Source organism: Peribacillus sp. SIMBA_075 (assembly GCF_046534585.1).
Genome location: NZ_JAWRYN010000041.1, coordinates 1 through 23,175 on the forward strand (window position 1 = coordinate 1; position 23,175 = coordinate 23,175).

Annotated in this window: 25 protein-coding genes; 3 read left to right on the top strand and 22 right to left on the bottom strand. The window is 37.0% G+C overall.

Annotated elements, in window-relative coordinates; translation table 11 throughout:
• On the top strand, nt 1-1,005 hold a 1,005-nt coding region (locus SB775_RS21850; protein WP_410863270.1), incomplete at its 5' end, for a sigma-54 interaction domain-containing protein.
• Nucleotides 1,006-1,154: 149 nt separating this feature from the next.
• Nucleotides 1,155-1,232, top strand: a complete 78-nt coding sequence (locus tag SB775_RS21855; protein WP_252432727.1) for a helix-turn-helix domain-containing protein — start codon at nt 1,155-1,157, stop codon at nt 1,230-1,232.
• A gap of 71 nt (nt 1,233-1,303) precedes the next feature.
• Here SB775_RS21855 and SB775_RS21860 read toward each other — a convergent pair whose 3' ends face one another.
• From SB775_RS21860 to SB775_RS21880, 5 genes are all read right to left on the bottom strand, one after another.
• Nucleotides 1,304-1,978, bottom strand: coding sequence for an IS6 family transposase (locus SB775_RS21860; protein ID WP_410863271.1), 675 nt, complete (start codon nt 1,976-1,978; stop codon nt 1,304-1,306).
• A gap of 249 nt (nt 1,979-2,227) precedes the next feature.
• On the bottom strand, nt 2,228-3,166 hold the full coding sequence (gene glaH / locus SB775_RS21865; RefSeq protein ID WP_410863273.1) for a glutarate dioxygenase GlaH: 939 nt from the start codon (nt 3,164-3,166) through the stop codon (nt 2,228-2,230).
• Between the two features lie 332 nt (nt 3,167-3,498).
• Nucleotides 3,499-3,840, bottom strand: coding sequence for a DUF3870 domain-containing protein (locus SB775_RS21870; protein ID WP_410863274.1), 342 nt, complete (start codon nt 3,838-3,840; stop codon nt 3,499-3,501).
• Between the two features lie 30 nt (nt 3,841-3,870).
• Nucleotides 3,871-5,088, bottom strand: a complete 1,218-nt coding sequence (gene lhgO, locus SB775_RS21875; protein ID WP_410863276.1) for an L-2-hydroxyglutarate oxidase — start codon at nt 5,086-5,088, stop codon at nt 3,871-3,873.
• 14 nt (nt 5,089-5,102) lie between these two features.
• Nucleotides 5,103-5,777, bottom strand: a complete 675-nt coding sequence (locus SB775_RS21880) for a GntR family transcriptional regulator (RefSeq protein ID WP_410863278.1) — start codon at nt 5,775-5,777, stop codon at nt 5,103-5,105.
• An 819-nt stretch (nt 5,778-6,596) separates the two neighbouring features.
• Between SB775_RS21880 and SB775_RS21885 the strand changes: the two genes are divergently transcribed.
• Complete coding sequence (locus SB775_RS21885; protein ID WP_369316758.1) at nt 6,597-6,935, top strand: hypothetical protein; 339 nt, start codon at nt 6,597-6,599, stop codon at nt 6,933-6,935.
• 219 nt (nt 6,936-7,154) lie between these two features.
• Here SB775_RS21885 and SB775_RS21890 read toward each other — a convergent pair whose 3' ends face one another.
• From SB775_RS21890 to SB775_RS21970, 17 genes are all read right to left on the bottom strand, one after another.
• Nucleotides 7,155-7,340, bottom strand: a complete 186-nt coding sequence (locus tag SB775_RS21890; protein WP_486360703.1) for a restriction endonuclease — start codon at nt 7,338-7,340, stop codon at nt 7,155-7,157.
• Between the two features lie 432 nt (nt 7,341-7,772).
• On the bottom strand, nt 7,773-9,332 hold the full coding sequence (locus tag SB775_RS21895; RefSeq protein ID WP_410863280.1) for a class I adenylate-forming enzyme family protein: 1,560 nt from the start codon (nt 9,330-9,332) through the stop codon (nt 7,773-7,775).
• A gap of 392 nt (nt 9,333-9,724) precedes the next feature.
• Nucleotides 9,725-9,850: a sporulation histidine kinase inhibitor Sda gene (gene sda / locus SB775_RS21900; protein WP_328097599.1), complete on the bottom strand. Its 126-nt coding sequence runs from the start codon at nt 9,848-9,850 to the stop codon at nt 9,725-9,727.
• Nucleotides 9,851-10,059: 209 nt separating this feature from the next.
• Entirely contained in the window at nt 10,060-11,625 is a 1,566-nt protein-coding gene (locus SB775_RS21905; RefSeq protein ID WP_410863282.1) for an ROK family protein, read from the bottom strand.
• Entirely contained in the window at nt 11,625-12,713 is a 1,089-nt protein-coding gene (locus SB775_RS21910) for an S-methyl thiohydantoin desulfurase family protein (protein ID WP_289348109.1), read from the bottom strand. The genes SB775_RS21905 and SB775_RS21910 overlap by 1 nt, the downstream gene beginning before the upstream one ends.
• A complete protein-coding gene (locus SB775_RS21915; protein ID WP_410863284.1) occupies nt 12,710-14,044 on the bottom strand; it encodes a cytosine permease in 1,335 nt (444 codons plus the stop codon). The genes SB775_RS21910 and SB775_RS21915 overlap by 4 nt, the downstream gene beginning before the upstream one ends.
• 47 nt (nt 14,045-14,091) lie before the next feature.
• Nucleotides 14,092-14,700 carry a TetR/AcrR family transcriptional regulator gene (locus SB775_RS21920; protein ID WP_410863286.1) on the bottom strand — a complete coding sequence of 203 codons (609 nt, stop codon included), beginning with the start codon at nt 14,698-14,700 and terminating at the stop codon, nt 14,092-14,094.
• Between the two features lie 596 nt (nt 14,701-15,296).
• Nucleotides 15,297-15,425 (bottom strand): hypothetical protein, encoded by a 129-nt coding sequence (locus SB775_RS21925; protein ID WP_410863288.1) that lies wholly within the window; start codon nt 15,423-15,425, stop codon nt 15,297-15,299.
• A gap of 10 nt (nt 15,426-15,435) precedes the next feature.
• On the bottom strand, nt 15,436-15,714 hold the full coding sequence (locus SB775_RS21930) for a hypothetical protein (protein ID WP_410863322.1): 279 nt from the start codon (nt 15,712-15,714) through the stop codon (nt 15,436-15,438).
• A 130-nt stretch (nt 15,715-15,844) separates the two neighbouring features.
• Nucleotides 15,845-16,324: a hypothetical protein gene (locus SB775_RS21935; protein WP_410863289.1), complete on the bottom strand. Its 480-nt coding sequence runs from the start codon at nt 16,322-16,324 to the stop codon at nt 15,845-15,847.
• Between the two features lie 392 nt (nt 16,325-16,716).
• The gene (locus tag SB775_RS21940) at nt 16,717-17,559 is read right to left on the bottom strand and encodes a conjugal transfer protein TrbL family protein (protein ID WP_410863290.1); all 843 of its coding nucleotides are present in this window, start codon (nt 17,557-17,559) and stop codon (nt 16,717-16,719) included.
• Nucleotides 17,560-17,572: 13 nt separating this feature from the next.
• Nucleotides 17,573-18,064 (bottom strand): hypothetical protein, encoded by a 492-nt coding sequence (locus tag SB775_RS21945; protein WP_410863292.1) that lies wholly within the window; start codon nt 18,062-18,064, stop codon nt 17,573-17,575.
• A 1-nt stretch (nt 18,065) separates the two neighbouring features.
• Entirely contained in the window at nt 18,066-19,655 is a 1,590-nt protein-coding gene (locus SB775_RS21950; RefSeq protein WP_410863294.1) for a VirD4-like conjugal transfer protein, CD1115 family, read from the bottom strand.
• A gap of 1 nt (nt 19,656) precedes the next feature.
• Entirely contained in the window at nt 19,657-20,091 is a 435-nt protein-coding gene (locus tag SB775_RS21955; RefSeq protein WP_410863296.1) for a hypothetical protein, read from the bottom strand.
• A 62-nt stretch (nt 20,092-20,153) separates the two neighbouring features.
• Nucleotides 20,154-20,750 carry a hypothetical protein gene (locus SB775_RS21960; RefSeq protein ID WP_410863298.1) on the bottom strand — a complete coding sequence of 199 codons (597 nt, stop codon included), beginning with the start codon at nt 20,748-20,750 and terminating at the stop codon, nt 20,154-20,156.
• A 12-nt stretch (nt 20,751-20,762) separates the two neighbouring features.
• Nucleotides 20,763-21,815, bottom strand: a complete 1,053-nt coding sequence (locus tag SB775_RS21965; protein WP_410863299.1) for a bifunctional lytic transglycosylase/C40 family peptidase — start codon at nt 21,813-21,815, stop codon at nt 20,763-20,765.
• Nucleotides 21,816-23,168, bottom strand: a complete 1,353-nt coding sequence (locus SB775_RS21970) for a type VII secretion protein EssB/YukC (protein WP_410863301.1) — start codon at nt 23,166-23,168, stop codon at nt 21,816-21,818. It abuts the gene before it with no gap.
• Nucleotides 23,169-23,175: the final 7 nt, after the last annotated feature.

Consider the following 23,175-nt stretch of genomic DNA (forward strand, 5'->3'; position numbering starts at 1 on the left):
TATAAAATGCTGAAGGTAAAAGAAAAGGATTCAGATCAAAGTAAAGAAACGGAAGACCCATTCGCCAGCATCATCACCAATAATGAAAAAATGAAATATGTACTGAAGTTTGCCAAGAAGGTAGCGGCTGCAAACTCTACTATATTAATTCTTGGTGAGTCCGGAACAGGCAAAAGCGTTTTGGCCCAATATGTCCACGAAAACAGCAGCAGAAAGAACGGTCCCTTTTTAACAATCAATTGTGCAGCTATTCCTGCTGAATTAATGGAGTCCGAGCTTTTTGGCTATACACCAGGAGCTTTTACAAATGCAAACCGTTCCGGAAAAAAAGGGCTGCTGGAAAGTGTTAATGGAGGTACAGTGTTTCTTGATGAAATCGGGGACATGCCTTTGCCTCTTCAGGCCAAAATGCTTCAAGTCATTCAGGAGAAAAAATTCATTCCTATTGGTGGAAATAAAGAAAAGAAGGTGGATATCCGTATTATTGCCGCGACCAATAAAGACTTGAACGAAATGGTGAAAAATAAAACGTTTCGGGAAGATTTATATTATAGGCTGAACGTAGTGGATATCAAAATGCTTCCCCTTCGAGAAAGAAAGGAAGATATCAGCCCGCTCACTTATTATTTCTTATATAAATTTAATCGAAACTATGAAATGAATAAATTAATTTCGGAAGATTGTCTCAAATGGCTGACCCATTATTCCTGGCCCGGAAACGTAAGGCAATTAGAAAACCTCATTGAAAGGCTTGTCATTACAAGCGATGATGTCATCGGTATCGATGACCTACCCGAAGGAATTTATAACCATAGCCAGCTGAATATTGGAAAAAATGCCCCTACTTCCCTCAATGAGGCAATAGAATTGGCAAAAAAGGAGATGGTTCTTACATCTTACAAACTGAATCGAAGCTCTAGGCGTGTCGCCAAGGATTTACAAATCAGCCAAACACATGCAGCCAAATTGATCAGAGAGTATTGTCAGGACTTGAAGGAGGATTGAACATCCAGGCGGATGTTGCGAAGCTTAGCTTGTTGTCTGGGGTAATGAAATATAAGCCGTTTTTGTACGGATACGATTCAAAAGCACTCGGCTTCCTTAACGAGGAGATTTAATTTCTAAAACATTTTTATTTATTGGATTTAGTTTCGATGATCCAAATTAAAGACGTCGCAGAAAAATGGGGTTTATCTCGAACAACGATTTATCGGTATTTAGAAAAACAGTAAAATGAAGAAATCTGGTTCTGGTGCAAAAAACAATAGAGACATAGAACCTACATGGCTTGTTTAATGCCAGATTATGATGCAATTCCAAACAACTTCACCCGTTGGTGAAGTTGTCCTTTTTTCATCATATGCATCGCTTCAATGCCACTCAATATAGAAGTGGCTGTTTCATACGACTTGAATCCCAACATAGAACGCACACGTTTCTTAATGAAACGATGATCTTGTTCCACTATATTGTTAAGGTACCGTATTCGTCTGATTTTAACGCCTTCAGGCATCATCTTTTCCTCTTTTAACTGCTCAATGGCTAAAGGATACGCTGGATTTTTATCAACCGTAACGACACGTGGTGTTGTAGAATGACAATCAGCCAAGGCTTTTTTGAAAAAGCACTTGGCTGCTTTGGTATCTCTTGATTTACTTAAATAAAAGTCAATTGTATTTCCTTCAGAATCCACAGCACGATATAGATACATCCATTGGCCTTTGACTTTGATATACGTTTCATCGACTCTCCAGGAGTCATTTGTTGGCTTAAGATGACGCCGTACTCTTTCATCTAATTCAGGCCCGTATTGATGAACCCAACGCATAATGGTTGTGTGAGCTATGGATAAGCCGCGTTCCTCCATCATTTCCACCAAATCACGAAAACTAAGGCTGTACCGTAGGTACCATCTAACCGTTAACAAAATAATATCAGGCTGATAATGCTTCCATTTGAACAAATTTTGTTTTTCCATATCGAACACACACCTTTTTTAGAGTAATAGTATCAGTATGTCCAAGATTTAGAGATTCATTGCAATTATTTTGAAGTTTTTGCACAAGAACCGGTATTTCTTTTCGGTATGCAATTGTATATCAGTTTCGAATTTAGAGAAATAAAAAAAGAAAGATAAATTCTCGTTCCAAACCAAAAGGCAGGAAAAGAATTTATCTTTAAAAGGTTTTTGGGGATGGAAATAAACGATAGGGTTTACAGGTAAAACTTATTGGTTAAAACGTCCTCGCTGACGAAGTAATTCACGGTTCAAGTTTGGATCCTTTTCAAATGCAGCACGTCCGTGAAGCCAAAAATTATTATTGACGACAACCAAATCACCAACAGGAAGTTCTAGTTCAATTACACTTTCATCAGCTTCCAATGAATTAGAGAAATCACGTAGGTATTTTGCCTGTTCAATGGATTCAGGATAAACAAATTGATCGATAAAACAAACACCGGGCTTGTTATTATGATTGAAGAAAGTTAAACGTTCAATCTCTTGATCAATATTTTTACTTTTTGGAGCCTTATACGTAAATTTTTGATTTGATAATGGATGTTTGATGTACTTATCAAGTTCCTTCCAATCATCAAGGTGTAATAAACGTGATTCGCCTCCGCGGGCATTTTTTTCGATCGTTTTCATCATAAGCAACCAGTCTGTCGGCTCATCTACAAACGTACCGTCTGTATGAAGTGTAAATAAACGATACGCCTGACGTAGATATGAATCGCTGCTATCTGTATCTTGTACACTAAAACGTGCATAGTATTTTCCAGACATTGCATCATGATTTGGAGTTCCAAGTAAGTAAGAAATCGCTGTTGCGAAAATAACATATTCATCAGTATTTTCAGTGACGCCTTCTAAACCAAGAGTAAATCCGCCGGACTCTCGATCATGAACGATACTACGAAGTACTTCGCCAAACTCTTCTCCTACTTGATCCAATAGGTAAGAAGCGACAATGTGACGTGCGTATGGTGTATATTCCAAATGTTGTACTGATTGATTATCCTTTAATACTACTTCCAAAAAACTTTCAATTGCCTCTTTTGAGATTTCAATATGATACAAACGATCTGTTTGCGAGTGAACTTTAACCTCATATTTTTCAGTTTTCTTTTCAAACTTAGCTTTCCTTTTTTCTGCAATACTCATGAATAATTCCTCCTGTTATTTGTAGAATAGGTTAATGAGTTAACGGGAAATATAAAAAGCCAGTCGCACAAGTTCCCTATTAAAATAGGATTCTACTTGTACAACTGGCTTATATTCACTTCACTGCTCTATACAAATAGAGTCACAGCGAATATGCAGTTTATGTATTATTTATGTTTCCTGTTTCCAATTATTATAATCTATTCACGATTTTGAAAAGGTATTTTACAAAAGGTGATAATGTCATAACAATGGCTTAATTCAATTAAAACACTTTCGCCTTCTAATGTCAATTCTTTTTACTTATTATTCAGATAAATTAAATTATAACTCTAGTTTGGTTGTTTTGGTTTTTCCTCGGACTTAATTTGCTGAAAATGGAGGTCTAAGTCTTTTAATGCAGCGATCAAGGCATTTGTTGCCTTTCCCCTATAATATGATTGAATAGATTCTATCGCATTATCAACACCATCATTTAAACTAGTCCCTTTTAACACTCGTCCAATAAATTCACGTCCATGTTCTGTTGCCAATGTACAAGAAGCTTCTAGTATAACCCCATATTTTGCATCGACTTCTGCAGTAATGGTTAACGTTTCAAAGACACTTTTTGCTGCCATTCCCTGGGGTAAACGTGCGTGACCTGCAATAAATATAGTTTTACCATTAAACATGAGGCTTCTTCCTCTCTACAAATGATTTATTTATTTTGTTAATGTAGCTTCCAATAAGTGCGATTGTTCTGGGATACGGTTAATAACCTCTTTTCCAATTTCAATGGAAGCTGTAGCTGCAGGAGACGGAGCGTTACATACATGAATAGTACGTTTCCCCATAATAATATGAAAGTCATCTACCATATTCCCATCGTCCTGTAGGGCCTGCGCTCGAACGCCAGCTGGTGCCGGAATTAAATCATCTTCCTGAATTTCAGGAATTAACTCCTGAAGGCTTTTCGTAAATTGCTTTTTGCTAAAAGAACGGACATATTCATCCATCCCTTCTTTCATAAATTTACTCGCAAGTTTCCAGAAACCTTTGTAACTTAAAACTTCTGTTAAATCTTTTGCATTGAAGTCCGTTTTTTTATATCCTTCACGTTTAAAACTTAGCACAGCATTCGGACCAGCATCTACTTCTCCACTAATCATCCGTGTAAAATGGACCCCTAAAAACGGAAATTTTGGATTTGGAACAGGATAAATTAAATGGTTAACGAGATAGCGTTTTTCTGGTATTAATTTAAAATACTCGCCACGGAATGGTACAATTTTCATATCAGTTTTGTACCCCGCTGCTGCTGCAATACGATCACTGTACAACCCAGCACAATTAATAACCATTCGTGCTTTTAGGGTACCGGTGTTCGTCTCGATTGTTACACTATCTGTTTCCTCGTTAATTTTTTCTACTTTTGTATTTAGCTGAATCTCCCCGCCATACTCTTTGATAATATCGGCCATTTTTTCGCTGACCTGACGATAATTTACAATACCCGCTTGCGGGACTCGAATCGCACCAAGTCCGTTTACATGTGGTTCGATTTCTTTTAACTCTTCCACACCGATTCTTTGTATAGCTAGCTCATTTTGCATACCGCGTGAATATAAATCATCAAGAAGAGGCAACTCTTCTGGCTTTGTTGCAACAATGACCTTCCCGCAAATATCATGTTCTATACCATGCATCCTGCAGAATTCCGTCATTGATTTGCTTCCTTGACGGGCAAACCGTGCCTTGAAACTACCTGGTTTATAATAAATTCCTGAATGGATGACGCCGCTGTTATGCCCCGTTTGATGGTCTGCAACAACAGCCTCTTTTTCAATGACTACCACTTTAGCATTAGGAAAACGCTGATAAAGGGCCATTCCAGTCGATAATCCTACAATCCCCCCACCAACAATTGCGAAATCATACACAATTAACACTCCTTTTATTGATGATTTTTAGTATTCAGCAACTCCATATACGTAATTAAATTATTTTTAGTCCGTAAGATGTGAAATTCTACTGCTGCCCTTAGTTCTGCAGGATCTCCTCTTAGTGCCGCTTCATATATCATCCGGTGTTCCCGTTGCGTTTCTGGGTAATAATCAATCAGCAAATTCGGCGCAATGGGTGAGATACCCAGTGTTTCTACCATTTTTTGAACCCTTGGCCATGGGCACCCTTTTCGGAGGGTTTCATGAAAAGCCGCATTTAAAAGGATATAATGCTCATTGGTTTCATCAGATAACTGAATTCCTTCCATTTCAATCAAAATACCCTCTAATTTTTCTTTATCCTCCTTTGTTAAATAAGGAAGCGACTTTTCCACAGCAAGGCCTTCAAGCAGAGACCTAGTATGATAAATTTCTTCAATATCATCCCGGGTAATCGGTGTGACGATAGCTCCTTTATGAGGAACCATTTCCACCAAACCTTCCATTTGAAGCTGTGTAAGGGCTTCTCGAATGGGCATTCTGCTTACTTCTAGGCGATCGGCCCATTCCTCTTGGATGAGTCTCTCCCCCTTTCTCAACGTCCCATTCAAAATCGCTTTCCTAAGACTTTTCGTTACATTTTTAACGATTGTAGATTTATCTCTTTTAGAATTTGCATTATCCAATTCAGCGTCCACCTTTCAATATTGGATACAATTTAAACTATATCAACTATATTATTCGATTACAATGCTGAAAATTAAATATTTTGTATCCAATTTAAAAAACACTGGATACAATACATAAGGGAAACATCTACTTCATTTTGGACCACCCGTTTATATTTAACTATTTAAATAACTAACTAAATAATTTCATCACGTTGAGATAAGTCGAATTTTCATAGGGAAATGTAATTAACAAATGAAATATATTGAAATAAGCGCAAAACGCTTGGATGATTTTATGATTCCAAGCGTTTTTTTGCTAATGAATTTATTAATTTATCTACGAAATTAAGGAACTCAAGATAATGGACAAAGAAAATTAGGCATCTTTCAAATAATTGCTACTGTGCTAAGTTGTTCTCCTTATCAAAGAGTGAAGTATAGAGTTATAACATACCAATACTTACAGTCTATAACCGGTAGCATCAGGAAAATGTAGATCTACAACAATAAGCATTTGGTACAAGTCTTATGAGATATAATGAAGTCTAATTGAATGTGATTTGATTATGCCTCATTAAACTTTACTCTAGTGAGATTGTGAAGATTCTAATTAAACTAACAAGTACAATAGTTCTTTAAAGAGCTGTGACGATGAACTGCACCCCAATTGTAAGACACCCTCTAACCAATTGGAGATGTAGTTTTTTTATGACAAAGTATAGCAAAGAATATATCAATCTTCTTGCACTTTTTCTATTACTTAACGGCATTATGATTGATTTATACCTTATAATAGAATTAGTCATATAATTATAGTAAGAGGTGAATTGTAATATGGGAAATATACAAAATACTTTTGGATTAAACAATTTCAAAACGATGAAAGAAACATCAAAAGCTGTTGAATTTAAAAATATTATAAACAATGAAGTAATTTATTTACTTCCAAATAAAGAGATTACTATTGTTTTAAATCCAAAAACAGTTGAAGAAAATAAAGAATTAGAAGAAAAATCTACGGGGTTTAATCATAATACAGCTTTCCTAGAATTCCCCAAGAGAGAACACACAGGTAATGGACCAATTTGCTTTGGGTATGCTTATAAATTCCAATCAGATGATGAATTAGATGGTTTTTTACGTGAGTTAAAGCATGTAAAGGTTGATATGTGATTGAATTTTTAATCATTTTAGATGAAGCTACTTAGCATGATTCTTCGCCAAGAAGTTGTAGGCTTACTGAATGAATACTTTTCTAAGTAGGCTAATTGCTTGAAACTAGGGAAGCGAAGAGGCGCTGATCGCTTCCCATTATCCACGGACGAAACTGATGTATTAATTGCTGCATTAAGTTAAGCGAGTCCTTCGCCTTTATCCTCTTCAAGCATCCATTCAACCAATTCGTCCCACTCGATTAATAAGTACGTCATTGATATTCCCTAGCTTCATAGCTGGAGCCGTGAAGTAGTTATTAGTAATAACCCAACATTCATCAGCACCATAATAGCTCTTTGCCGAAACAATTTCTTGGATGGCTTTTAGGCCTACCTTATTCTTATACCGTTTAGCTTGAACCACTATAGTCTTACCACTGGTTTATTAAAACTGAATTAATACTCGGCGACGGTATTATTTTCTGACTCCTCTACTACACGCTTATATTGAAAATGTCGCTGTTTTTTTCTAACTTGGTGCTTGTTATCGTCGAGATAATTTTTGTTCCGTCATTTCCACAATGGCGTATTTTACCCTTCTCTACCAATTCCACTTCTTGTACTCTCCCATATTATTTCTTATTTTTACACTGAATATGGGATTGTCTTTAAAAGTACCTTGAGCTTGACGTAATTAATAATAGTACTTAAACGTGTAAAGTAGATATAATATACCAATAAACTTAATAAAAAACCTATTATCGATATTCCTATTCCTATTTGTCTATTTTGCAAAAAAATAGCAACTGCTTAATCAACGCAGTTGCTTTTTATCTTGTTTCCGTAATAGAAAAAATTAATTAATATGAAAGATTCCATTTCTATCATTTGCAAAGGAATCCCGCAATGTTGTTTTTAATATTTTCCCCGTTGGGTTGCGTGGGAGTTCATGGACAAAGTCTACCGATTTTGGTTTCTTATAGCCGGCTAATTTTCCTTCGCAGTAACTAATGATATCTTCTGCTTTGAGATTAGCCCCTTCTCTTTGTACAACAATGGCTTTAACCGATTCCCCCCACATGGCATCCGGTACACCGATCACCGCAACATCGAGAATCCCGGAATGTGAATAAAGGACTTCCTCAATTTCACGCGGATAAATATTAACACCGCCGCTGATCAGCATGTCTTTTTTTCGGTCTACAATATAGTAAAATCCCTCCTCATCCTGCAGCGCCATATCTCCCACTGTAAAAAAACCATGATAAAACGAAGCGGCGCCAGCATCCGGATTGTTATAATAGCCGTCTAAGTTGTACGGTGATTTAAAATACAACTCCCCTACTTCACCGTTCGAAACCGGGTTCTTCTCGTCATCCAAAATTACACATTCCACAAGCGGGAAAGGGTGTCCCACTGAACGTTCCTTCCGGCGAATGTCACCCGGTTTAATGTTCAGTGTAATCGCACTTTCATTCGAACCGTAAAATTCGTTCAAATCGGCATTTTTGAAAAATTCCAGAATATCCACTTTTGTTTGTGTCGGTAGCGGCGAGCCTGCTGATATCAACACGCGCATAGAGGTGATGTCATGCTTTGTTTTTGTGTCTTCCCTCGTGTTGATCAAGAAATTGTACATCGTTGGTGCAAGGAACGTGTTTGTGATCTTGTATCGCTCAATGTCTTCAAGCACTTGTTCTGCATTAAATGATTCATGAATGACAAGGGTGCCGCCCACGAGCAGCTGCATGACAAGAAAAATCCATGGGGCTGCATGATAAACGGGCCCGGCAACAAGGTGGATATCTGATTCGTCGATCTTGTATTCATAAGCTGCGGCCATTCCTGTCAGTATTCGGGATCGATGGGAAATGACCACTCCTTTTGGCTTTCCGGTCGTACCGGAAGTGTAGCCCAGATAGAAAGTATCTTTCTCATTAACCTCTATGTTCGGTTCCGAATCACAGCCTGAAGCAAGAAAATCGACATACCCTTTTATATTTTCATTGGACGCACCACCCACAACCAGTACGGTGTCTAATTGAGAGTTTTTTGGAAGCAACGCTTGGGCAATCCCTTCATATTCTTTTGAAATAATGAATCCCCGGCTTTCAGAGTTTCTTAGTATATATTCTACTTCAGGTCCAACCAGGCGATAGTTTATCGGTACAATGATGACTCCGATTTTGGACAGCCCGGCCATGATCTCGACATAAGCAGCATGATTCTTTAACATGACAGCTACTTTATCGCCTTTTTGAAAGCCACGTTCCAAGAAAGCGTTTCCAATTTTGTTCGCGCGAATGTTTAAATCTTCATATGTCTTGATTGTATCTTGAAAAATAACAGCCGGCTTATTTTTGTACTTACTTGCATTTTGCTTTATAATTGTTCCGAATGTCAGCATACTCTCCATCAGTCCTCACTCAAATAAATATAATTTTAAGAAAATTATATCATTTTAAAACAATCTGTTAAAAAATTATTTTTTTGGTAAAAATTAATTTTACCTCTTATATATTATCGAGCTTCTTATGCCAACCATTAGTAATGACTGAGACCTCTGCTTTAATTTTAAAAAGCAAAAGCCTAATTAATAGGCTTTTTAACTGGATACTTGTCTCTACTTCTTCTTTTGAATATCACTTTCCAATTATTTCAAAATATTTTTTAACTGCTCTACTTTTCTTTGAGTTGTTTTTGTTCCTTATAAATTTTTTTCAACGATGTTGTACAATTTCATTTGCAAAGCCTATCTGTTGGTTTGGGTGTATTTCTATGATAGTTCTAGAAAATTTAATGATTTTATTATATCAAACGAAATCTTTTATTTATTTCTTTGGTTAATAACGATATAAAACGGGGGTCAATTTCTAATTTTTTTGCTTTAAGATAGGTATTAATTAATAATTCATCGCTTAACTTTTGAAGCAATATTATTCCCCCTTTCAACACCTTTTTAGAACTCTCAATTCTTTCCTTGCCACGCACCTTAACATCAAAATCAAGATAATTCGTTTTTAAGTAATCTTCTACTCAATTACGTCGTTGTTTATGTGGTTTAGTACTCTGTTTTCTTGTAACCTTATAAAAATCTATAAGCACCTTCTTAATTTTCTTAAAGGTAATATCCTGTGACTTTTTTAAATAATTTCTACACCAGAACCAACTAAGTCGCCGACTACTTTTACTTTAATTAGTAATGCATTTCCAGGTAAATACGAAAGTGGTATATCTTCTACAGAAATTACCGATATAGTGGCATTATTTGCTCCCGCCTTTATTGCCTCCTCAGTAGCTAACTTTTTAGCATGATAGATAGCATCATCACGAGAAATTCCTTCTAAACTATAAACCTTTTCAACTTCACCACTAATTTGACCAAGTGCTGCTCCAATTGCATTTGCCGCCTCAAAATGTTTTGGCCTAACGACCTCTGAAACCCCTTTCAAAGAATTCGAAACAATAATGCTCCCACCACCTGACAAAATAAGTGGTACTTCTTTTGAGCTCGTTTTCATTTGATCAATTGCATCCTCTAACATATCTGTCATTTTTTTATATACATTATTACAAAGCTCTATTGATAACTGGTCAACCTGCATTGCTTTATCCTCAAAAGCATGTCCTAAACGAGTCACAACATCTGAAGTAGTTAATACATCTCCACCAAAAAGAAGTGCTTTTCTGGTAATCTCATAGCCTACACTCTCCGGCCCAATCGTAAAATTTTCGTCTAATCCAAAAATGCGAGTTCCACCGCCCAGCCCAATTGATAAAATATCAGGCATCCTAAAATTAGTATTCACACCACCAATTGTTACAGCTAAAGAAGACTGTCTTGGAAATCCTCTTGTTAATACACCAAGGTCACTTGTTGTTCCTCCAACATCAAGTACAATGGCATCCTTTAATCCTGATAAATGGGCTGAACCCCGAATAGAGTTTGTTGGCCCGCACCCCATGGTCAGAATCGGATAACGAAGGGCATAAGCTGCATTCATTAATGTCCCCTCATTTTGACTGAAAAACATTTCCGCTTTAATATCGAGATTACTTAATGCCTTAGAAAATCCATTAATAACAGTTTGACCTGTTGTCATTAAGGCTGCATTTAAAATAGTGGCATTTTCACGTTCTAGTAAACCGATACTACCAATTTCATTAGAAAGAGAAATAGGAATATTTCCAAGCTCTTCCTTTACCCAGATTGCAACATTTTCTTCTTGTTCTTTATTTACAGGCGCAAACACACCCGAAATAGCAATACTTTCTACACTCCCCTTTATTTCTTTACAAAATTTCAACACTTCTTCTCTATTTATCTCAGAAATCAATCGTCCATCGAATTCATAGCCACCAGAAACAATAGTAGAAGCTCCTTCAATTTCTTCTCTTAAATCTTGTGGCCAATCTGTAAACGGAGGGATAGCTGTTGTAGCAGGCTTCCCAATTCGAATAACACCTACTTTATTTAGACGTTTACGCTCAACAATAGCATTCGTACAATGCGTTGTTCCAAGCATGGCATATCCAATATCACTAGACTCTATTCTGCTTTCTTGTACCACTTTTGCGATGGCTTCAAAGATCCCACTTTCTACATCTTTTGTAGTTGGTACTTTAACCGTATGAATAACCTGTAAACGTTCGTCTAATAAAGCAGCATCTGTATTAGTTCCTCCAACATCTACTCCTAAGCGATACATTATCTTCTCTCCTTCTGTAGAACTTCTACTGGTTGATAGTCAAAATCGTACCCAAAATAACGAGGTCCTGCTGTTTCAATTCCCTTTGGCGTTCTCCATTTATCATGGCAAGGAAATGCAACGACTACAACACGTGTACCATATTTCATTCTTTCTGTTGTAATAGGAAAACCCGTTTCAGCATCTAAAACAGCAATCAAATCTGGTGTAGAACATAATAAATGCTCGCCTTCTTTCGCTACTAAATGCTCGTTTTGAAAATAGATGGAAAATGTTTTCCCTTGGTCATTGCGACTACCTTCCAACTTTGCACTACCTCTTGTAAAGCCTCCACTAAGCCTCCGTTCAATGTCTGCAATTTTGCCTTCAAATAAACAATATCCATTTAATTCCTTTAACATTTTATTGATTCCTATTTGTTCTTTCACTTGATTATCTAACAAATATTCACCTATTCGTTCAACCAAAGAAAGTGTATCAGGAATAACCGACGTCTTGACATTCCTTCCAAACAGACTATATTCACAAACGGATGAGCTTCCTCCCATTTCAATCGTGAGAGCACGTGCTAATCGTTCTGTCCACACTCCATCTTGTGGATACAACACGACCGTGTTTCCTTTCTCATCAGCCATTGTAACAGGTGATGGGTCAAAACCATCCAAATAGAAGGTTACCATTTGTGCTTCTGGAAACGCACGCCCCATCGCATCCGCATCTAACATTGGCAAACCTTTTTTAGCAGCAGCGATAATTGGAAATAAAGAGTTGATCCCCCCTACTTCAATTGGCATTACCACATCGACTTTTCTCCCCAGCACTCTTTCTAACATTTCCAATGGTGCTGTCATTTCATTTTCTGACGGTATTTTTTCAATTGCGACAGTTGGGGCACCCATCCCAGATACAGTTACTACCAACTGGTCATCCTCCAATTCATCTAATGAAATTAACTTCACGGGTCCATATTTTCTAATGGCTTCTTTCGCCATCAATTTCCCAATATAAGGATCTCCACCGCCGCCTGTTCCTAAAACGGCCGCGCCTAATGCGATTTTTTCAACTGTCTGTTCATCTATATATCTCATTGTCCAAACTCCTCATTTTCTTTTTTGTCGATCGTTACTTGTTGAAACGAATCCTTTTGTTTCAATAGTTTTCCTAATACCGTTTGTACAATAAATCCACTTAAAACGCCATCAAGGGCAGAGACGCTTGTAAGGGAAAATAAAGCTAATCCTGACGGCTGTGCAGTTGTCAAATAAGTAATCAGCATTCCAGCAACCCAGGCAATGATCGAACGAGTTACGGCTGCCTTTGCCTCTAAATGTAGGTCATAGCGTTGGAACTCTGTTTTGACAAAAAAGTATTCAGCTACATAAATACCACCAATCGGTGCAATTATAATCGCCAAAATATTTAAAAATGAAAGAAATTGATCATAAATACCGAGAACTGCCAGGATTGTTGCAATGATTCCTAAAATAATCGTTAACCATTCTTTCGGAATTTTCGTGAAAACTATCGAAAAACCTAGCGAAGAAGAGTATAAATTCGACGTATTCGTCGTCCATTGTGCGAGCGTTAATACGAGTATTCCTGGAATCGCCAGTCCAAGCGTGATAAAAATTTTCATCATATCATCAGTTCCCATTGCCTTTGACATTAAAATAGCTAGGATAATCATGAAGCTGTTTCCAATAAAAATTCCGAAAAATGTAGCAATGATTGCATCCTTTTTACTTTTTGCCCAACGTGAAATATCCGGCTGCACCGTTGCTCCTACTATGAAAATACTAATAACAAGCGAGATCGCACTGCCAAACGTAAATCCTCCTGCTTTAGGAATACTTACGGGCATTGAATAATTTTTCAGCGTTAAAAATAAGGTGAACAGCATTAATCCTAATAATAGCGGCACAGACCATACGCTTAATTTCTCAATAGCCCGGTACCCAAAAATAGCGGTCGTCATCATCAGTAGACCGCCAATTAAAGAAAGGACTTTAACGTTGATGGATACGTGAAAAGCGTCTTGTAAAACTGTGTGCGCATTGGTAGCAAAAAAACCCACTTGTACCCCAAACCAACCAAGTAAAGATATTCCGAGGACAATAGAAAACACTTGAGCACCGTATTTTCCAAATACATACTTTGTAATCATTGCTGTAGAAAGATTAGTGGAAGATCCAACAATTGCACAAATCGTACATAAAATGGATAGAAGGAGCGAACCGACACAAACCGATAGAATCGCTTGTTTTATCGGCATCCTATTCGCTAATTCCGCGCCTAAAATAACCGCAGATAAGTCGACCCCGATAGCGACTAATACCGAAAACATCGAAAACCATGACCTTCGCAATTCCTTTGGTACAGCCTCCCGTGCAAAATCTGAAGTAACTTTTTCCTCTTTCATAGACGCAGCCCCCTATTCATTGATCACAATTTGTTTTTTTACTTTCATCAGAGTAAACTGCTTTTTTTATGATCGTTAGAAATTCCATTCAAATAAATGCTCCAAGTTTGCTCTACCCGTCTTTTAAATTTGTCTTCCTGGTGATGATAATAGAGCAATTCCAAAAAGATAACGTCCATTAAACATAGAAAGGAGGCAATTAAGTCATCAATAGGTTGATTTTTTAACACCCCCTGCCTAATTCCCTCCGAAAAGATACTTTCAAGCATCTCACCAAGAACCTCTTCCATATCGCTAAACGTTTCTTTTACTTCATCGTTTAAAGTCGGAGGAAGGAAAAAGGTAAATTTCATATAGGCTGCCGTTTTCTCAGGTTGACTTAAATGATAATGACATATCGCTTCTAATATTTGATAGAGCTTTTCTTTTATCGTTCCATTTGTTAGATTGTCAATTGAACTTTTTATGTGACGGTGATTATCTTGCAACAGATCTTTATATACCGCCATAAATAGATCTTCTTTACTTTTATAAAAAGCATAAATGGACGGTGTTTTAATCCCCACCTCTTTAGCAATGCTTGAAAGAGTTGCACGCTCATAGCCTTTCTCAGCTAATTGCTTGTATGCAACGTCTTTAATTTTATTTTTCGTCATCAACATACCACCTAACTAATTTAGTTAGGTATAATAATACTAACTATTCTGACAAATTATAATAGCTAAATTCTGAAAATTCTTTCAACCAACTGTTGAATTTCAGTTAAAGGGCAAATATGAAAGATTGGCTGTCGGTCTGTTTCTTTTGAAAAAACATCCTTCACAAAAAAGGCCTAGCTTTCGCTCTAGGAGCAATTCTCTCTAATCGATTAAATTAAAAGTCACATCTCCATTAAAGGAAGTTACACCAAAATAGACCCTTTGGGAGCCAAAGGGTCTATCGTTTTTCACTTTTATTGTTTATGTATGATTTTATTCAATTAAAAAAGGATATTTTCTCTAAGCCCTCTTCCGGTATCGGCCCCGCCTACGCCAGATACTATGACAGCCACACATGCCATCCAACCTATTTTCATTATAACAGAAAGCGCTTACATTTCCAAGGATTACTAGAAAACATTTTTAGAATTCTTACTCTACCATTTAGTGTTGCTTGGTTGTTCCTCTTAGTAGTTTCTCAGCTTCAATTATACGGGGACCCTTATCATATATGTATTCAAGTGAGATCCCCCTTCTTAATGCTGATTGTTCCATTAATCTAATTTCATGATACATGGCATCAGAAAGATTCCCTTTTCAATGTTCTTATTTATATCAAAATAAAACCCAGCAAATAAATCTAACGGTAATTTATTGTAAAGGGAACATTTTTCTTTCACCATAAATCACCTCCTAATAAGACCATACAAAAAAATAGTGTAGATTGAAAGATTTTTCCAAGAGTAAAAACATAATTGGGGTAGCATAAGCAAATGTGGATTTACAACGTTTAGATTTAATGGTCTCAATGAATCTGCGGAAGTTCAGATTACGCCCGGGCCGATATTTTTCCAGTGGCTTCCCTATGATATCTGTTGGTAAACCAGTAATACGTGTATATTCAAGATTGATCATTCGTTCATACCCATTTTGATTAATCATTAGAACACCGTCATTGATTGACTCTATAATTGCTTTCCATCAGCCTATGCTTTTTTCACTAATTGAAGCTGTGTTTTTATTATTTGATTGCTCTTTCAAGGAATAAACTCCCTTCACCCTTATATACTATTGTTAACCCAAAATCACCTCTTCATTTAGTTCATTTTTCAGCTTTTTTCACCTGGATCATGTCTTTGATTTTCTCTCTAAATTTCTCATTCGTAAAAATATCCTGTGTGGTTGTTAAGTGTCGCTTGGCATGTCTGGCGAAGTTAGTCGCTGCCAACCACTGACCACAATATGGACATGGAAGCTGTGCGTCTACTTGCCATTGTGTCGTTACGAATCTATTTGTATTTGAATGACTTCTTTTCGCAACCTTATTGACTACCTCTGTATTCACATTGACTACATCATCATTCATTTTGTATTCATCCGTGATTGCTTGTTCTCCAGATACCCTTTCATTCCCTGCCATTTCACGTTCTACCAGGAGACAAACCGCTTCACTGATAGATAAATTCAGTTCGTCACAGTAACCTTTGAAATCACCGTACAAGCTTTCTGGAATGCGTGCGGTTAATACCTCGGTCTTTTCTCTTCTTCTCCGATTACGTGCAAATTGTTCCAAGTATGTCATGCAATTCCCTCCTAAATCATCTTTTCACTTATTCTGTATTCATCACCATACTTCCTTCAAATCATCCTGTATACAATTCGAATCAGAATCAAATCACTTTGAAACATTTGTTTTGAATCACCTTGTATACTTGCATTTTAGATTGAAATGTATATTCTATCGAGGTTATTTCTAAAATAATTTATAAGCAAACTTCACTAGAGCAACAAGATAATTTTTTCTCCTGGAATCTATTATGATTGTTCTTTTTAACGCTCCTATCGAGTAGTTTTTTGGTTCAACTTACTTATGTATACCAGAACTAGGACGATGCAATGTTGAATAAGAGAATATGTAATTCAACACCTTTATTCTGCGTGCAAAATAAAAACGACAATTAAGTCGCCTTTTCTCTACCTTTTTAATAAAAATCTTCTAGCAGCTAGTTTTGTTGTCCCACCCATAGCCCCCATCATGCCTCTGCCCGACCCAGATGAATACCACATGTTTCTAAGGACCGAAGGACTCTTAATCAAGAGAATACAGCATCCCATGAGTAATAGAAAATTAAGAAATGTAAGGTTTTCATTGATTAATATACTTAAAGCTATTACAAATAAAAAGATTTTGGAAAGAATCGTAACGATCAGACTTAGTAATTCACGCCACCAAACTCCTAAATATTCATTATCATCCGCAATAACCGACACACAAGCCAAAGGGCTTAATAAATATAGAAACATCACGTCCGCGTGGAAAATGGCTACTGAAAATAAGAATGCTATAAACGCTATTGCAAAGACAGCTAACAATATAAGAAGAGCAGCCCCTTGGAAATGAAGTGTTTCAAAGTTTCTGGGTTCTAACATAGCTGCTATTTTTTCCTTACTAACCCTACTTCCTTCTCCAATCATCCAGTTTCCCATATTATAAGCAACTTCTTCTAATAAGATTTTCTGAACAAAAGGCATCGCTGGAATCAGTAGGGCGCTTTTTAACGTATTTACAATCACAGGTCCGTATGCAATGGCATCTCCTGCTGCGTTTCTTGACATAACCTCTATAATCTTATATAAAATGATCGTTACAGCTATCGTTGAGGTTAGGGCAAGCAAAAGATTATTTACGGATGAAAAGAACTCTACTTCAGCATTTTGCTTTAGTAAAAGATCATTACACATTAAAAGTGCCCATTCAATAAAATCCTCTAGCATCCCCTGAATGGCTTCTACAATCTTTTCTTTAAAATCAAACAAATTGATTCACCTCTTATTCAGGATCCTGAACGGTTACGATTTTCCAAACGTCTTCCTGTTTATCTAAGGTAATCAATTTGTGATCAAATCCACTGCGCTCTATATCAAAAGTAAATATCTTCTTTTCTTGGTCAAGTGAAACATCTTTAATTTCTGTATTATGTGTAAATAAAATATTAGATTTTGTTTCTCCATTACTAAGATCTTCAGCTTTATTAAGCGTCAAAAGATAAAGTAACCTCTTTTGATCCTCTACTTCTAAATCTTCTGAGAGAGCAGCAATATTTTTTTCTTTTAACTTCTTCCAAGCGGTTACATTTGCTTCATCACTTGTTTTTGCTTCAGCCACCTTCTCTTGATCCTCAAATGAACTTAATACACTGTTTATCACTGATGTCGCCTTTTCTTGCTCATCCTTTCGATCAAAGCTTTCATCGCCTCCATTACAAGCAGCCAGTAATAGAAGTAAAATGAATGATAGTATAAACAAAGGTACTTTTTTCAACTTAAGATCCTCCTTTTTTTGATGGATTGGTACTAGAAGTAGCATTCATTTGAGAAAAGAAGCTCATGGCTAGTTCCTCTTGTCTTTCAGCCTCTTTTTCAGCTTTTACGACCTGTTTCTCATGCATTTCAACGTCCGCTTTTTCTAATGTTTCTTGCCGTTCCGTTGATTTAAAATACTCATCAAATTCCTCTCTTTTCTCTTCAAGCCAATCCAACACTTCTTGTGATGGTTTATTCTGATAACTTAATTGGCTTACACGTAATGAGCTCGTTACATTTGGAAACAGGACATATTGGTATGCTTTTTTAACCCTTATTGGGTGTTTTCCAGTGATGATTACGATAGCGTCATCTTTATGCATCGTTAAAATTTCATCAACATTCATCAAGTTGCGTGCTGAATAAGAAAAGCTTGAGGAAGAAGACAAACTGGATGATTGTCCTTTTGATTTTGAAATTGAACCAGTTTCCATTTTTGCGGTGGTTTTCCCCATTAACTCTGAAAAGTATTTAGCGGTCGTTTCATTGACATTCCCCAAACAGATTTTTGTTCCACAGTTCCCTAAAATGGATTCTGCTTGTTCCCGACCATACTTCTCTTGCAATTGAGTGATGCTTTGAACGATGGTAAGTACACCAATTCCGTAGCCCCGGCAGGTTGCCAAGAATTTTTCATAGTCGGGAAACTTTCCTAAATTCGGAAATTCATCTAAAATAAAGATCACTGGTTGAGGAAGCTTAGCTCTGTTTTGAGCTCCTACTTTATATAACTCCTGAAACATTTGGTTAAAAAATAAATTAATTAACCCTTCCCATGTAGAATCCATAACGGGAATAATCACATATAAGGCCATTTTCCTTTTTCCCACATCGCCTAAAAAGAAGTCGGAAAAGCTTGTAAATCGAGAGACTGAACTTGAAGTAAAATCACCTATCGTCGTAAGTAAAGAAATAATAATATTCGCACGCGTTTTTTCTTGGGATTTTTTAAATCCTAACTCATAAGCCCTTCTAGCTGGATGTGATTTGTCCATTCTTAAAAACTGTCCATCTAGCTCACTTGCACCGTCTTTACTTTCTTCCGGGTCAAATTCCTGTAAGAAATCTAACAAACCCGTCATGTTCCGTTGTTCGGGTGGTAATTCATGAACGGCGTATAAGATAAGTGCTTTTAACAAACTAAATTGGGCATTGTACCAAAAATCTTTTCGTTTCGGGTCATTTTTGGAAGCGATAATGGCATTCGCTACCGTGGAAGCCTGTATTTCCTCTCTAACGTAATCGAAGGGATTATATCGATCTGAGTATCCCATTTCTGAAAAATTCACCACATGGACTTCATAGCCTTGTCTACGTTTGACTTCGGAAGTTAGTTCATAGACCTCGCCTTTGGGATCCGTTACCACTAAGGAACATTCTTTTTCATGTAACACATTGGGCACAACATACCCTTGCGTTTTGGATGAACCAGGGCCCCCGACTACAAAGTGGTTTCGGTTTGGAAGATTCGAATCCGTTGGCTGCACAATCACTGAATGGTTTAAAACGCCTGCTATGATCCCATTATTTTTCATAAAATCGGAAGCCACGTCATTTCTCCCCTTTCGAATCTAGCATACTCGCATCAAGATCCTGCATAAGCTGTTTGGCTGGAACCTCAACCGTCTCACCATACGTAAATATTTCGTGCTTTTGAGCAAATCTACTTGAACCATGAACACCGTATTTATCCGCTAATTCATATTTACCCTTGCCGCCATTCGTAAAAAAGACCATAAAGACGGCTAATACGATTACAGCTGCACTACCCATGAGGAAAAGTGGATTCTTTTTTTCAATCATGCTGGTGGATGTTCCAATAGGGTTCATGAGGTTTTCAATGACAAAGGCCATTAACGGGGCACCGGATATGTTGGCTTGATGTGTCGCAAGAAACGGAAGAATACCCGCTATGTTGATCACAATCAGTTCAAATATGGCTAATAAAAAGGCCATTAACAATAGGCGTATTCCCATCACTTTCAAAAGGATCCACTCCTTTTTGATTACTTTCAATCTCTGTAAATCCGACAAAACATTCGATACACTCAGTTCTCTTCAAAAGGTTCGAAAGACCCCATTAACTCTAATTTATCAACGAGCCTTTTCTCTCCATCCAAAGCGATCGTGACCTCATACAGTTGATTTTTCCTGGGGAATGCACTGCCACCTACAGAGTATTGTGTTTCCATCTTTACCAGCGCTTTTGCTTGGTCTTTTTCAACAGCACTTAGATAAACATGTAAAGATTTCACTTCATTTTTGAATTCAATTTCCATACTGCCCATTTCTCCTGAAGCTTTCAATTTTGAAATAACGGACTCCGCTAACCGACCTTTGACCTGATCAAAACGTGAAGCATAATTTTTGTTATCGTAATTAAAAAGTCCTCTAAAAGTTTCGTCTACAAAGCTTTTAACCTCTTCACTATGTTCAATTTCATAATAGGTTGCATTCCGTTGAAAGGTATTCAGTTCCTTGTCTTTTGCATTCACTTTACTTTTCAACTGACCCATCTGTTTTTTGGTTTCGATATTTTGATCTTCTGCTTGAGTCATTATGGTCTTTTGACCAACATACATAAATCCTAAAATCATATTCGCTAGGATGGATAGTCCAAACAACGTAGCGAAAAATTTATTCATGGTGTTTTCCTCCTAATGGGACACTCTACCAAAACCAGCTAAATGAGATTTCCAGTAAGACGAATGTATGTCATGGATTCCAATACCCGAACCGTTAGAATCAAACATTTTGCCATCTCCTATGTAAATCCCGATATGTGTGATATATTTGTTGGTCTCATAAGTTCCAGTAAAATAGATAAAATCACCTGGTCTTGCTTCAGATGGCGGGATTTTCGACGACACATCATATTGTTCTTGAGCAGTTCGTGGTAGCTTTATCCCCACTTTAGCAAATATCCATTGTGTAAATCCCGAACAATCAAATCCTCTATGGGGATCTGAACCTCCCCATACATATGGCCAGCCTACATATTTATTCGCTTCTGTGATAATCGCATTAAATGCTTGTTCCCCCAATGGGGAAACATCTTCACTACCGACAGCAATTCCCGTTGGCATTAGGTTTCCCATCACTTTTTCCACATACGTATAGTCTCCATAGCAGTAAGGTGCCCTCCAATCCGAACAACTCCATCCTTGTTTTTCAGTTTGGGCCAAGGAGAATTGTTGAGCTAATTCAATGGAATGTTTTTTTCCGTTTAAAGAAATAAAACTCAGGTAACCAGAACCGAAATTGTATGACTGAACAATAGCCGGAAAATCCACCCCGTTCTTTTGTCCATCCTCTAACACCGATTTAAAATGTTGAACCCCTAAATTCACGGACATTACCGGGTTTTGAATGGCGTTTGGCGGTAACCCGACAGATTCAGAACTTTGCATAATATCCAAGGTTTGTGAGTTTCCTATTTCCTGATACATGAGGGCCAGTAGAAAATCTGTGTATTCCGGTATTCCGTACTTCGTCGTATATTCTTGAAGCAGGCCCTTCCATTGTTCAATATGAGGTGGAACATTAGCCGTTCCAAATGGCGAGTTGATATATCCCTTTGGCTCCTCTTGAGATTGAGTTCCGAGTAATAAGCCCGCCATTAATATTAAGGAGAATACGACGCATATCGTAATTTCCTTCCAGTACCGGACGACAAAAACGGTTCCCTTCACAGCAACTGTTGCGGACACTTAATTAAAACCCAATTTCTTATCAAGTTTATCAAGTTCCGTTTTATATGTTGTGAGCTCCTTATTCTTTGGATCAAGCTGTTCCTTAATATCTTTTGATTTCCCGTCTTTCTTTTTCTTGAGATTCTTTATTTGTTGTTCTAATTGAGCCACTTGGTTTTGCAATTCCTTTTTTCTGATCGTAACCGTTAATTCTTTGTTTTTTAACCTCTTATTGAGATCGTTGGCATCTGTTAGATCCCCGTGTTCAGCAAAGGCTTGTCCGATTCGAAGTTGTTGGTCCTCATCCTTTGTAAAAGCTTGCATCGATAACAAAACACTGTAATCATAGCTTACTATTTTCTTTTCGATGTCCAGATAGTCACTTTCGGCTTCTAATCCTAGTATTTCTTCCTTTTTATTCGCTTTATATAAGGCTTCCACACTAGGCTTTATCAAGTTATCGTCTCCCTCTATTGCCTTTTGATATTCACCTTTTTCAAAGTAAAGATTCGCAAACTCTTTTTTTGAACCACCCGTTTTCTTCAACAAGGAAAGGGCATCATCATATTTGTCTTCACTTAATAGTTTATAAAATGTTGATTTTTGTTCAGCTTTTTCAAGTTCTGTTGCATACACCGTTTCAGCTTCCTTGACTGCAATTTGTTGAAGAAAAAGTGCTAAAGTAAAGACTGCAGCAGAGATTCCGATAGAAATTCCTGTCAGGATCCTCTTTTGCTTTTTGATTTTTTGTTTTTCCGCTTCTAATCCGAAAAAATGCAGCGTTTCCTCCTCCTGAAGTTTACTAGCAATCAGCTCTTTCAAATCCTCAACGGAGCCAGCATTTTCAATCCGGAAGAAAAATTCATCTTTTTCCTTTTTAAGCAGATTTTCTTTTTCCCGTTTATACTTTTCATAGGAAAAACGGGAAAACATTGATAGGGTTAGAATTTTGTATTGTTCTAGTTTTTTAATATGGCCTTCAAAGGGCAACCATTGATTGCTTCTGTATAGAAACTTTAGTTTTTTCATATCTTTAAAGAAAATGTTTCTTGGGTGAATCAGCACTTTCCCCTTAAAATTGTGTAAAGGATCCAATTCTAGCAACTGATTTAATAAAGCAAGCCGGAATACGGTTGAATATGATTTGGCTATTTGTAGAGGTTGGTAACATTCCTCCATTTCATAATCAAGAATCAAGCGATCGTTTTCTTTTTTTATATCTTTCAGTGTAAAGAAATACGGGTGTTCTTCCTGAAGTTCTGTAAGGTCCTCTACCCGTTCAGCCAACACCTTATTTGTCGCAATTTCTAAACGATAGTGCCTATTTTTAAGGATGAATAACGTTCCGAGTTCAAATAATTGGATTTTCACTGTTGTC